Raw genomic sequence first — 13,643 nt, 5'->3', positions numbered from 1 at the left:
CCCGAAACACTACGCAGCAGCGGTGCCAACATCAACGGGCCCCGCGACAGCCCAGAGCGAGCCGCCGCCCACCCGCCGAGCGTTCACGACGCCGCCTCAACCCGGCGCGCCCCTGTGGCCGGGTCCTCGCGACACGCAAACCGCCATCCGCCTGGCGCAAGCCTCAGCCCCCTTCGCTGACCTGAACCAGCCTCGGTTATACTGCAGCGCTTTTGTCCCGACCCCGGCCGCACAACCGCGCGCGCATCACCGCAGCCATGCTCGATAAGACCTACGATCCCAAGACCCTCGAAACCGCCTGGTACCGTCACTGGGAGGAAGCCGGCTATTTCGCGCCCCGGCTCAGCGATGCCGGCACCGAAGCCAGTCAGGAGGCCGACTCGGACGCCGATTCGGGCCCTGGCGCCTTCTCGATCATGATCCCGCCGCCGAACGTGACCGGCAGCCTGCACATGGGGCACGGCTTCAACAACGCCATCATGGATGCGCTGGTGCGCTACCACCGGATGCGCGGCGAGCAGACCCTCTGGCAGCCCGGCACCGACCATGCTGGCATCGCCACCCAGATGGTCGTCGAGCGCCAGCTCGAGGCCGATGGCAAGACCCGTCACGACCTCGGCCGCGAGGCCTTCATCGAGCGCATCTGGCAATGGAAGGCCGAATCCGGCGGCACCATCACCCAGCAGCTGCGCCGGCTCGGCTCCTCGCTCGACTGGCAGCATGAGCGTTTCACGATGGACGAGGGCCTGTCCAACGCCGTGCGTGAGGTTTTTGTCCGGCTGTTCGAAGAGGGCCTCATCTATCGCGGCAAACGCCTCGTGAACTGGGACCCGGTGCTGCACACCGCGATCTCGGACCTCGAGGTGATCGCCGAGGAAGAGGCCGGGCACATGTGGGACCTGCGCTATCCGCTGAGCAACGGCACCGGCGCGATGATCGTCTCCACCACCCGCCCCGAGACCATGCTCGGCGACTGCGCCGTCGCGGTGAACCCGGACGACGAGCGCTACAAGCATCTGATCGGCGAGACCGTCGAACTGCCGCTCACCGGCCGGCGCATCCCGATCATCGCTGATGAGCATGCCGACCCCGAGCTCGGCACCGGCTGCGTCAAGATCACCCCGGCGCACGACTTCAACGACCACGCCGTCTGGCAGCGCCACCGCGACGAGAACGCGATCGCCGACCAGCCGCACGGCGGGCTGATCAACATCTTCACCCCCGACGCCGCGATCCGCGCGAATAGCGACGAGGAAGGCACCCTGATCCCGGCGGCCTACACCGGTCTCGACCGCTTCGAGGCGCGCAAGCGCATCATCGCCGACCTCGAGGCCCAGGGGCTGATGGTCCAGGTCCGCGACCACCGCCTGCCGGTGCCTCGCGGCGACCGCTCCGGCGCCGTCGTCGAGCCCTACCTGACCGATCAGTGGTACGTGCGCATCGCGCCCTTGGCCAAACCGGCGATCGAGGCGGTCGAGGACGGGCGCATCCGCTTCGTGCCGGACAACTGGAAGAACACCTATTTCGAGTGGATGCGCAACATCCAGGACTGGTGCATCAGCCGCCAACTCTGGTGGGGCCACCGCATCCCGGCCTGGTACGACGACCAAGGCAACATCTACGTCGGCCGTTCCGAGGCCGAGGTGCGCAGCCGGCACGGCCTGAGCGACGACTATCCGCTGCGTCAGGACGAAGACGTGCTCGACACCTGGTTCAGCTCCGCGCTCTGGCCCTTTAGTACGCTTGGCTGGCCCCCTGAGCTGAACGGGCCGACCCGACGCCTCGAGACCTTCTACCCGACCTCGGTGCTGGTCACCGGCTTCGACATCATCTTCTTCTGGGTCGCGCGGATGATCATGATGGGCCTCAAGTTCATGGACGACGTGCCCTTCCGCGACATCTACATCCACGGCCTGGTGCGCGACGCGCAGGGCAACAAGATGTCCAAGTCCAAGGGCAATGTCCTTGACCCCATCGATCTGATCGACGGCATCGAGCTCGAGCCCCTGGTCGCCAAACGCACCAAGGGCATGATGCAACCGCGCCTGGCCGAGAAGATCGCCAAGCAGACGCGCAAGGAGTTCCCGGACGGCATCCCGGCCTTCGGCACCGATGCGTTGCGCTTCACCTTCGCCGCACTCGCCACCACCGGGCGCGACATCAAGCTCGACCTCGGCCGCGTCGAGGGCTACCGCAACTTCTGCAATAAGCTCTGGAACGCCTCGCGCTACGTGCTGATGAACACCGAGGGGCAAGACTGCGGCCAAGATGCCGGCACGGCGGCAGGCCAGCGCCCCTCGGCGGACACGGGCACGACAGCGGCGCAGCCGAGTCCGCAACAAGCAGTCTCGCCGGCCAGCGCGGCGGGCGCCGCAGCAGCAACGATGGCGCAAGGGCATGGCGCGAATGGACCATCGCTCGAGTTCAGCGCCGCCGACCGATGGGTCCGGAGTCGATTGAACGCAACCATCATCACGGTCCGCGATGCGCTCGATGCCTACCGCTTCGACCTCGCCGCCCAGGCCATCTACGAGTTCACCTGGAGCGCGTTCTGCGACTGGTACTTGGAACTCTCCAAGCCGGTCCTGACCAGCGACACCGCCTCAGCGGCCGCCAAGCGCGGCACCCGCTGGACGCTTGTGCAGACCCTAGAGACCCTACTGCGTCTGACCCACCCGTTCATGCCCTTCATCACCGAGGAAATCTGGCAGAAGGTGCGGCCGCTCGCCAGCGGCGGCGATGGCGATGCGCACGCCGCTATTGGGTCAAGCCTCAGCGCCGATCCTGCCTCGAGCAGCCCTCAGCCAACGGCCACCATCATGCTCGCGCCCTACCCGGTCCCCGACAGTGCACTCGACGACGCCGAGGCCGAGGCCGAGATCGACTGGGTGCAGCAGTTCATCCTCGGGGTGCGCCGGATCAAGGGCGAGATGAACATCGCGCCCTCGAAGCAGCTGCCCGTGCTGATCGCCAACGCCAGCGAGCGCGATCGGCAGTGGATCGAGCACGCCCGTCCCTACCTCGACTTCCTCGCTCGCACCGAGTCGATCACCCTGCTCGATGACGAGGGCGAGGCCCCCGAGTCGGCAATCGCCCTCGTCGGTGCGATGAAGATCCTGATCCCGATGGCCGGGCTGATCGACAAGGACGCCGAGCTCAAGCGCCTGGACAAGGAGATCGGCAAGCTGCGCGCCGACATCGAGCGGATCGAGAACAAGCTCGCCAACCCGAGCTTCGTCGACAAGGCGCCCGAGGCCGTCGTCGAGAAGGAGCGCGGCCGGCTTGCGGATCAGACCGAGGCGCTTGCCAATCTCAGCGCCCAGCGCGAGCGGATTGCTGCCCTCTAAACGCAACTTCTTCCGGAACGGAACTCGCGCCTGCTCTGAGTCGTTCATCCGCAAGCCCATGGAATCTTCGCGCCGACCGCCTATCTACTCTGACCCAATAAGAGCGATTCCATCACCACCTGATGTATCACGCCAAACCGCACCGGATGCACGCTAACCAAGGCAATGGACGGCAGCCACTTTCCGGCTGGCCGATGGCGTTGATCGCCACCGTCGCCTATGTGCTCTTAACCGGCTGCGGTTCCGAGTCGCCAGCGGTCACTTCGCGTTTTACGGCCTTCGGCGAAATCGTCGACATCAGCTTGGTGCAGGTCCGACCTGACACGGCCAAGCAGGCGATCAGATCGGTCCGCGAAGGATTCGAAGCGCTCGAGGAGGACCTCAACACCTGGGCAGATGGCCAGATGGCGCGCGTGAATCAGCTGTTGCCCACCGGCGAGGCCTTCGAGGCACCGGTTGGCATACTGCCATTGATCCACCTGAGTCAGCGCTATGCCGACTTGAGCGACAATCGCTTCAACCCAGCCTGCGGCAAACTGAACGCCCTATGGGGCTTCAATGTCGCCGTTCCGGAGGGCATGAGACCGCCACCCAGCCATGCGATCGAGCAACTGCTTGAAGCCGACGCCAGGATGTCCGATGTCGAAGTCGACATCCTCACCCTGAAAGGCCACAACCCGGCGTTGCGCTTGGACTTCTCAGCGATCAACCAAGCTTACGCGATCGACTTGGCCATCGCCCGGCTGCGCGAGCTGAACATTCGACATGCGCAGATCAAGACCGGCTCCGATCTGCGCGCCATCGGCAACCGCAGCGGCCAACCCTGGCGAGTACCGATCCGCCGCGGCAGCGGCGCCGGCGTCTTAGCCATCCTCGACATCAACGGCGAGGAGAGCATCGTCACTCGCGCCGTGCATGATCGCAACTGGCTGCATGACGGTGTGCTCTACCATTCGATCCTAGACCCGCGCACCGGCCGGCCCGTCCGGCACACGCAATCCGTCACCGTCGTGCATCCCGAAGCCGCCGTTGCCGCCGCGGCGGCCAACGCCCTGTTCGTCGCCGGCCCGCAACAATGGCATGCCCTCGCTCGCACCCTCGGCATCCAGTACGCACTCTTAGTCGACAGCGAAGGCACCGTGCACCTCAACCCGGAGTTCTATGATCGCATCCAGCTCATCGACGACGATATCCCGCTCGAGATCAGCCAGCCGTTGAGCCCGTCAGTCGCCTCATAGGCATCGCCAAAGCGCAGTCAGGCACGCTTATGGTCACCCGCCCTGGTTTCCGGACAGACTGAGCCCATCGGTACTAACTGTTCCGGCGCTTTCTGTCCGGCGATCAGGTGGAATGGCTATCATCTGATGCAAGTGAGATCTGGGGATCGAACAGCTCGATCCAGTGCTTCACCGGCACACCGGCTGCAGCGGCCAGATGGGTTTGACACCCGACATTCGCAGTCGCGATCAGCGCCGGCTCCCCCGCCTGCAGCGCCTCGAGCCGATCGCTGCGCAAGCGTTCGGAGAGCTCGGCCTGCAGGATCGAATAGGTCCCGGCCGAGCCGCAGCAGCTATGCGCGTCGCGCACCGGGGTCAGTTCGAAGTCAGCCGCTCGCAGCAGCGCCTCGACCCGCCCCATCAACCCCTGGCCATGCTGCAACGTACAGGGGGGATGGAACGCGATTCGCCGCGGCAGCCCGCGCTCGCTCGGGCTCGGCAGACGCGCGAGATCCTCGGTGGTCAACAATTCGCTGAGATCGCACGCCAACGCCGAGATGCGCTCCGCCTTCGCAGCATACGCGGGATCATCCCGCAGCAGCCAGCCATACTCCTTGACCACGGCCCCGCAGCCGCTCGCCGTAACCAGAATCGCCTCGGCCGCCGGCGCATCGACATCAGCACCGGCATCGGCATCGGCATCGGCATCGGCATCGTCGGCATCGGGCTCGATCATCGGCCACCAGGCATCGATATTGCGCCGCATGAAGCCCTTCGCCTCCTCCGGCGCAGCCAGATGCTGGCTGATTGCACCGCAGCATCCGCCGCCCGGGGGCTGCAGCACCTCGATGCCGAGCGCATCGAGCACCCGCACCGTGGCCTCCACCGTCGCCGGCGTCAGCGCCGGCTCGACGCAGTTGTCGAGCATCAACACTCGCCGAGTGTACCGGCCTGGCCTCCGCCTCCGGGGTGGCTGGCGGCCATGATCGTTCGACGCAAGCGAAGCCGGGCCGGGTGTCGACAACGCCACTGGGACCTTCCCGCGCAGCTTCGCCGGCACCAAGGGGCGTGCCGCTTGCGCCAACCTCAACAGCGGCCCAAACCGGCGCGGATAGGGCACGACCTTGCGCAGCCCCCAGCGCATCAAACGCTCGCCGAGCGGCCGCCGCACCCGCTGCTCGACCTGCTCGCGTCCGATCTCGACCAGTTTCTGGTACTCGACCCCAGACGGACAGGTCGTCACGCAGTTCAGACAGGTCAGGCAGCGGTCCAGATGCTGCTGCGTCGTGCGCGTCGCCGGCTCGCCCTCGAGCACCATCTTGATCTGATAGATCCGCCCGCGCGGCCCGTCCAGCTCGTCGCCAAGCAGTTGATAGGTCGGGCAGGTCGCGGTACAGAAGCCGCAATGGACGCAGCTGCGCAGGATGCGATCGGCCTCCCGGCCGTCCGACGTCTCCAACAGCGAAGGGATGAGTCGGGTCTGCATCCTTAAAGACCCTCGATCCGGTCGAGCCCATCGCTCCCCGCGCTCCTCTGGGGACGCTCAGCCGCAGCGGCATCTCGCCACAACCCGGTCGAGCCCCAGCCTCTCAGGCGATCCTCGCGCCAGCCCCACCAGCCCCATCGCGGCCATCGCCGCCCATCCCGCAATCTAGGGCGGCGCGTCACCGGTTCCATCATCCCGCCGTCCTCCCCATCCCCGGATACAACCGCCCCGGATTGAAGATCCCGGCCGGGTCGAACGCCCGCTTCAGATGCTGATGGAGACGCGCCGCGACCGGATTCAGCGGCGTAAACACCCCGTCCCGCGGCGCCGAGCGTCCAGAGCCAGCCCGGAACAGCGTCGCATGCCCGCCCGCCGTCCGCGCCATCTCCCGGACCTCAGCGGCCGAACGCTCGCTCCTGAGCCAGCGCAGCGCCCCGCCCCACTCGATCAAGTCGGGCGCCGGAATCGCCTTCGCCGCCGTCGCCGAGCGCACCGACAGCCGCCACAGCGATCGCTCCCCAGCAAGACCGTCGCCGGCAAAACCGTCGCCGGCAAAACCGTCGCCAGTAAGACTATCGACAGCAAAACAGTCGAGCTCCTGCTCGCGCAGCGCCAACCAAAACGCATCGGCCTCCGCAACCGCCATCGGCGCCCCGCCGATAATCCGCTGCGTCTGCGTCAGCGCCTCATCGCTCCCGGCCAAACGGACATGCAGCCGCCCCTCGAGCCAGGCCGTGCCCGAGATCGGCAGCGCCTGCCCGGCCCAACGCTGCATCAACTCCAGCGCCCCAGCCTGATCCTGCTCCTGCACCAGCGTGATGCGCCCCGGCGGGACCGGCATCACCTTCAGCGACACCTCGAGCAGCACGCCCAATACACCCAGCGACCCGGCCATCAGCCGCGACAGATCATAGCCGGCGACGTTTTTCATCACCCGGCCGCCGAACTCCAGCACCTCGCCCTTGCCGTTCAGCACGCGCACCCCGAGCACCGCATCACGCACGCTGGCCGCATAGGGCCGTCGCGGCCCCGATAAACCGGCCGCCACCATCCCACCGATGGTCGCCGCCGCGCCGAAGTGTGGCGGCTCGAACGGGAACTGCTGCCCGTGCTCGGCCAACAACGCCTCGACCGCGGCCAAAGGCGTTCCCGCCCGCACCGTGATCGCCAGCTCGGTCGGTTCATAGGCCACGACACCCTGGTGGACCGAACAATCGAGCACCGTCTCCGCCGCGACGCGATTACCGTAGAATGCCTTCGTACCGCCACCCTGGATCGCGACCAGCCTCTCTGCCGACCAGGCAGTCGTCACCTGCTCAACGATCGCCTGCTCGGCATCGGTTTCCGCTGTCTCAGTCATCGAACTGCTCGGGCACGTCAAAAATTAGGGCACCTCAAGAAGTGCAACGCATCGCTCAAAACCTTGGCAGCTCAGGGAACTTGAGCTCGCCGTGATGCACATGCATCGCGCCGAACTCGGCACAGCGGTGCAAGGTCGGCACCGCCTTGCCCGGGTTCAACAGCCTCTTCGGATCGAACGCTGCCTTCACCGCGTGCATCTGGTTCAGCTCGGCGCTATTGAACTGCACACACATCTGGTTCAGCTTCTCGACTCCGACCCCATGCTCGCCGGTCACGGTACCGCCGACCTCGACACACAGCTCCAGGATCGCCCCGCCGAGCGCCTCCGCCTGCTCCAGCTCCCCGGGGTTGTTCGCGTCATACAGGATCAATGGGTGCAGATTGCCGTCGCCGGCATGAAAGACATTGGCCACCGCAAGCCCGTACTGCTCCGACAGCGCGCTGATCTGGCGCAGCACCGGCCCCAGCTGCCGCCGCGGGATCGTGCCATCCATACAGTAATAATCTGGCGAGATCCGCCCCACTGCTGGAAACGCCGCCTTGCGCCCCTTCCAGAACCGCAGCCGCTCGGCATCATCGGCCGCTGTGCGGACATCGGCCGCGCCGCTCGCGAGCAGCAGATCCCGGACCCGCATCACATCGAACGAAACCTCGGCGTTGAAGCCGTCCAACTCGCAGATCAGGATCGCCTCCACATCGGTCGGATACCCGGCATGGACGAAATCCTCAGCCGCCCGGATCGCCGGCCGATCCATCATCTCGAGCCCCGCCGGGATGATCCCGGCCCCGATGATCTCAGCCACCGCCGCGCCGGCCTGCTCGACGCTATCGAACGCCGCCAGCAGCGCCTGCGCCCGCTCCGGCTTCGGCAACAGCTTGACCGTCACCTCGACGATCACCGCCAGCATCCCCTCGGACCCGGTCATCAGCGCCAGCAGATCCAGCCCCGGTGAATCCAGTGCATCGGCACCGACCTCGAACAGCTCCCCCTCGACCGAGATCAGCTTCAGCTTCAGGATGTTGTGCACCGTCAGCCCGTACTTCAGGCAATGCACCCCACCCGAATTCTCGGCGACATTGCCGCCGATCGAACACGCGATCTGCGACGACGGGTCCGGCGCGTAATAGAGCCCGTGGCCCGCCGCGGCCTCACTGATCGCCAGGTTCCGCACCCCAGGTTGAACCGTCGCCGACCGATTCGCCGGATCGATCCCCAGTATCCGATTGAACTTCGCCAGCGACAGCAATACCCCATCGGCCAGCGGCAGCGCCCCGCCCGACAGCCCGGTACCCGCGCCGCGCGCCACCACCGGCACCTCCATTTCATGGCACAGCCGCATCACCGCCTGCACCTGCTCCACCGTCTCCGGCAGCGCCACCACCAGCGGCCGTTGCTGGAACGCACTCAGCCCATCGCACTCATAAGGCGCCAGCTCCGCCTCGGTGGTCAGCACACTCTCGCGCGGCAACAGCCGACGCAGCCCATCGACCACCTCGGGCTTCGGATTTAGGGGTCGTTCGTCTGGGATTCTGGACATCTCTGCACTCGCCAATGGGTTTTGAAGTTGGCGTTCGAGTCGCCGAAGGCTAGCGCGCGCTGTTTGACGAACTGAGCAAGCCCTTGGTCTTGCAAAAGTCCTCGTTTTTGGAAAAGGCCTCGCTATCAAGCTGAACCGCAGCCTTAATTATGGTTCTACAACCCCAAGGTCTCGGCAAATTTTGCGCGCCATTAGCTCTTTGACCTCATTGTGTCGCGGCACCGTTGTCATCTCACCAGAATCCTTGTTCTTCCATATCGAATGCCGTCCGCCTTCACGCACCAGTTCGCAACCATGTTTCGACAAGTGGCGAATCAGCGCGTTGCGCTTCATATTGCGATCGTAATCTCCTCAAAATCATCTTCTGCTTGCTCGCGCGCTTCTTGACAGCGGAGTTCCAGGATATCCTGGACAGCCTCTTTTAGACTCAAGATCAAGTCTTCTTTCGTCTTTTCCTGGGCATTGGCTCCAGGAACTTCTTCAACCCAGCCTAGCCACCAATCGCCATCTCTTTTAACGATAGCGGTGAATTCTGCTTTCATGGCATAAAGCTCCGAAGATCAGATTGGGCAAGAGTGTTGCTTTCTCCGGCCAAGAGCCAAGGGTTCAAGGGCTTGGTCCAGCAGCCGCAGGCGACAAACGCTGATAGACCGCCTTCAATGTCTCATCATCGCCCACATTACCCGGAAAGATCACCACCGGCAGATCCGGGAAACGCGGATGATCGTCGGGGCAGCGCACCACCGAGCATCCCGCGTGCACCTGCCCCAGCACCCGCGCCGTGCGCAAAGCCAACGCCTTGCTCAGCGTATCGTTCGACGTGATTCCGCCCTTGCTGATCAAAAACCCGATATCCATCGGCAACCGCTGACCGATCCGCACCAGCAGATCCGCCACCCGATCCCCGAACGCCAACCGCTCCGCCTTCGTCTCGAACTGCCGCTCGCCGCGACTCGTATAGAGCACCGCCCCGCGTCCTTCACCCAGCGCCTTCTCAACCCCCGCAATCAATTCACCGACCAGCGCCTCGGCCTCATCCAGCCGATCCAGATCGACCTCCAGCCCGACCGCGTCCGTCTCCGCCAGCAACCGCTCCAACTGCCGCGTCGACTTACCGACGTGCGAGCCCATCAACACCACACCCGGCCGACCGCCGCGCACAAACGCCGCCATCCCCCCCGCCGGCACCGGCTGCGGCGGTAACTGCGCCAACGCCGTCAACAGACTCGCCGCGCTCCGGAACAAGAACCGCTGACCCTGCTCCGCCGCCGCCAACACCTGCCGCGCAAACCCATCCAGATCCGCCTGCCGTTCCGCATCCACCACACAACAGACATTCCCGCTCAGCGCATCCAGGCGTTCCCCGAGATCCCCGCGCACAGCATCCAGCGAAAAGCGCACCACCTCATCCGCCCGAATGGCCCCCGCCGTCTTCTCCTCCACATAATCCGGCAAGAACGCCGTACTGAACCCAAACACCGAATCCCGCGCAAACTCCGTCTCATGCACCGGCACCGGCTCGCCATCCACAACCAAATAATGCACGCCATCCCGCGTCAACCGACCGCCCTCGAAGAACGCCGGCACCAAAAAATGCGCATCGAACGGCCCCAACTCCGCCGCGATCACATCCGTCTCAACCGGATAATGCCCCCGCAACGTACTATCCGACCGGCTCACCACCACCGGCTGAACCACGCACCCCTCAGCCTCCATCCGCTCCAACGCCGCCCGAAGATTCACGCAAATCTCCCGCGTCACCACCGCCGCCCGCTCAGCATCCATCCCCCGCGTATTGCTCAGCACGAAAAACAACGGCGACGCATCCCGCAACCCCTCGACCAACGTCTCTACATCCCACCGCGTCAACAGCAGGCACCCATGCACCGTCTGCGAACCGGTGGGGTCATCATCGATCGCAATGATCTTGGTCGTCACCTCAGCCATCCCGCTACTCCCAATTCACCCGACTCTGCCCAGGCCCACCCGCTGTACCCGCTTCCCCAAACCCAACCACCATAGCCAAAGTGCCGGAGCCCGCCCTAACAAGCTCGCAACCAGCCCCCGGAACCCAGCCACCGTAGCCCGAAGCGCCGGAGCCGGGTGCCGCCCGGAGGGGGCGTCGATCGCCAGGACGGCGATCGCCGAGCCTACAAGGACGTATTCACGGCGTCCCCCGACGGGCGGCACCCGGCTTCGGCGCCACCCGACAAGCTCGCAAGCAACGCCCCCTGAGCCCGACCCAAGCCCAAGCCCAAGCCCAAACCCAAACCCAAGCCAAACTCAAAGCACCACCGCCTAAGCAATCACCCCACCAGCCGCCGAGCACGCCCAGCCAACGCCTCCCCAGTCAACCCGTTGAAAGCCATGATCTCCCCAGGCGACGCCGTCGTCTCCCCCCGCTGCCAGCCGACCAGGTCCCGCCCCGCCGCCCGAGACCGCAGCAACACCGGCTCCAACGCCGCCGTCCCGCCACCGCTGACACCCACCAACGCATCCTCATCAAACAGCGCAGCAAAGTCCGAATCCTCCATGAACCGCCCATCGGCCTCCGCACTCTGCGCCCAAGCCACATCCTCAGCCCGGAACAACCGCCGCGGATTCGCCACCGCCACGACCCGCACCCGATGCCCGGCGGCCTCAAGCGCGTCCTTCGCCTCGAACACCGGCAACAGCACCATATCCCCGGTCACCGCGAACACCACCAACGACCCCGCGCCAGCCGACGACTCATACAGCGCCACCGCCCCCTCATCGATTGCCCGCTCAGCCTGTTCCGGCGTCGTATAGACCGGCAGCGCCGACTTACTCGCAACGATGCTGATGCACTTGTTCCACTGCGACGTCGCCCACCCATAGGCCGCCTGGATCATGTTCGCGTCGGACGGATAGAGCAGGTAGCTGTTCCCATTGCGCATCTGCCCCCCGAGATAGTTCTCGATCTCCGGGCGCTGATGCGTCCAGCCATTGCGCCCCTGCTCCAGCGCCCCGGCCGTGAACATGCTCACCATCGCCGGCGTGCGCCGCCGCAGTTCCGCCATCGCCTGCGCCACCGTCTGCACGATCGGCCAGCCGTTGATTGCGAAGCTCTCATACGACAGCCACAGCGAGCGCCCTCCGAACAGCGCGATCCCAGCCGCAAAGCCCGCACAGGCATCCTCGCTCAGCGGTTCATAGACCTGCCCGCTCGGCGCCTGGTTATAGATCGGATCAACAGTCGGATGTCGAATCTTCAGCCGCTCATTGATCACCTTCATCGCCGACGCCTCATTGCCATCGGCATTGGTCACCACGAACAGCGGATCGCGCTCACCGAGCGCCGCCACCATCTGCGCCATCGCCGTCGACGGCACCGCCTTCCCACCCGGTTCGAACGCCTGCGTCGGTAGCTCCCCGACCTCCGGCAGCACACGCTCGGACTCCGTGACCGCAACACACCCAGCCGGCCCGCCGCCAGCCCGCGCCATCAGCGTCCGCACCAGCTCCCAGGCCTCCGGCGCCAGCGCACCATGCTCCAGCGCCTCCGCAATTGCCGGCTGCTCCGGCTTATCGCCAGGGTACAGGTTGTGCGACTTGGCGCCGCGCGCATGCACCCCGGCGCCCTTCAACTGCTTCACGATCACCGTCGTCAGCGTCCCGCTCATCGCCGACTCGGCCGCCTCCTGCATCCCCTCGATCACCGCCCGCGTGAACGCATCGCGCGCCTCATCACTGAACAGGGTGCTGTCGGCATAGGCCTCCGGCTGATCGGCGTCATCGAAGTCTTTCGCGTCGATCAGGATCACGCGCTCGAACCCGTGCACCTGCCAATAGGCCGTCATCTGCGCGTTATCCATCAGTGACACCATCGAATGGTGCTCCTGACTGAACCCGTTCCAGACCAGCACCGGCAGGAAATTGGTCACATCCGGATAGCTGGTATGGAAGTGCTTCATCGCCGAAAGCACATAGGGCTCGCCCAGCCCACCATCACCGATGGTGCAAGGAAACAGCGTGTCGCGATTCAGATAGGCCCCGGCCATCGCGAAATGCTGCCCCTGCCCGAGCGGCCCCGCCGGCGCCAGCAGACCCGGGATCGCACCCGAGAGATGCCCCAGCAGCCCCTCACGCTCCCGAAAGCGCTCCTGCATCTGCGTCATCGTGCCGATGCCCATCGCCTCCAGCGACCCGTCCAGGAATAGGCTGCTGTAGAAGCCCGGCGCATGGTGGCCGACCTCGGTCACGATGTTCTTGTGCCCGAGCATGATCAGCGCCGCGATCGCATCGGCCGAGCTCGCAAAACCGCCCGGATGCCCCGACTCCTTCGACGCACAGAGCTGCAGCGTCGTATAACGCAGCGCATCGGCGATCAGGCGCGTCTGATAGACCGCCGCCTCATCGACCTCGGCGATCGCCGAGGCACCCTCAGCGATCGCCGGCTCACTCAGCGCCGCGAACCGCGGCGATGCATCACCAAAATGCAGCACGCCCTCGCAGAAAGCGGGGATGGCCGTCGCGGAATAGCTGGAAGTGGTCGGGGCTGGAGCGCTCATCGTCAGAATCCTCGTCGATCAGTTCAGGGCCGGACCGCTTGCAGTAACCGAATCCGGCATGTCGAGCTTGAGAATACGACCGGACTAGGATTCCGCAATAAGAAAACGTTTTCACGATGCGGAAAATTCTCATCACGGCAACCAAGACCGGTACCATTGAG

General features: G+C 65.3%; 9 protein-coding genes. 2 read left to right on the top strand and 7 right to left on the bottom strand.

The features are described from left to right. Window positions 1-257: 257 nt before the first annotated feature. Window positions 258-3,347 carry a valine--tRNA ligase gene (locus CKO40_RS01160; protein ID WP_200343930.1) on the top strand — a complete coding sequence of 1,030 codons (3,090 nt, stop codon included), beginning with the start codon at window positions 258-260 and terminating at the stop codon, window positions 3,345-3,347. A 122-nt stretch (window positions 3,348-3,469) separates the two neighbouring features. Continuing rightward, window positions 3,470-4,585 (top strand): FAD:protein FMN transferase, encoded by a 1,116-nt coding sequence (locus CKO40_RS01155; RefSeq protein ID WP_200343928.1) that lies wholly within the window; start codon window positions 3,470-3,472, stop codon window positions 4,583-4,585. Between the two features lie 103 nt (window positions 4,586-4,688). On the opposite strand, the gene glcF is transcribed toward CKO40_RS01155, so the two are convergent. The 7 genes from glcF to CKO40_RS01120 all read right to left on the bottom strand — a co-directional run bounded on the left by glcF (window position 4,689) and on the right by CKO40_RS01120 (window position 13,482). Beyond that, window positions 4,689-6,050, bottom strand: a complete 1,362-nt coding sequence (gene glcF / locus CKO40_RS01150; protein ID WP_200343926.1) for a glycolate oxidase subunit GlcF — start codon at window positions 6,048-6,050, stop codon at window positions 4,689-4,691. 190 nt (window positions 6,051-6,240) lie between these two features. Then, window positions 6,241-7,410, bottom strand: coding sequence for a glycolate oxidase subunit GlcE (gene glcE / locus CKO40_RS01145; RefSeq protein WP_200343924.1), 1,170 nt, complete (start codon window positions 7,408-7,410; stop codon window positions 6,241-6,243). A 55-nt stretch (window positions 7,411-7,465) separates the two neighbouring features. After that, the gene (locus tag CKO40_RS01140) at window positions 7,466-8,950 is read right to left on the bottom strand and encodes an FAD-linked oxidase C-terminal domain-containing protein (RefSeq protein WP_200343922.1); all 1,485 of its coding nucleotides are present in this window, start codon (window positions 8,948-8,950) and stop codon (window positions 7,466-7,468) included. Between the two features lie 147 nt (window positions 8,951-9,097). Next, on the bottom strand, window positions 9,098-9,283 hold the full coding sequence (locus CKO40_RS01135; RefSeq protein ID WP_200343920.1) for a type II toxin-antitoxin system HicA family toxin: 186 nt from the start codon (window positions 9,281-9,283) through the stop codon (window positions 9,098-9,100). Beyond that, complete coding sequence (locus tag CKO40_RS01130) at window positions 9,280-9,492, bottom strand: type II toxin-antitoxin system HicB family antitoxin (RefSeq protein ID WP_200343918.1); 213 nt, start codon at window positions 9,490-9,492, stop codon at window positions 9,280-9,282. Before CKO40_RS01130 ends, CKO40_RS01135 begins: the two co-directional genes overlap by 4 nt. 64 nt (window positions 9,493-9,556) lie before the next feature. Then, window positions 9,557-10,888, bottom strand: coding sequence for a four-carbon acid sugar kinase family protein (locus tag CKO40_RS01125; protein ID WP_476702794.1), 1,332 nt, complete (start codon window positions 10,886-10,888; stop codon window positions 9,557-9,559). A 368-nt stretch (window positions 10,889-11,256) separates the two neighbouring features. Continuing rightward, window positions 11,257-13,482 (bottom strand): phosphoketolase family protein, encoded by a 2,226-nt coding sequence (locus CKO40_RS01120; protein ID WP_200343914.1) that lies wholly within the window; start codon window positions 13,480-13,482, stop codon window positions 11,257-11,259. Window positions 13,483-13,643: the final 161 nt, after the last annotated feature.

It is taken from the genome of Halochromatium glycolicum (genome assembly GCF_016584085.1).
Lineage (GTDB): Bacteria > Pseudomonadota > Gammaproteobacteria > Chromatiales > Chromatiaceae > Lamprobacter > Lamprobacter glycolicus.
Note: the sequence above shows the minus strand (reverse complement) of the source record. Positions and strands in the feature narration are given on the sequence as shown.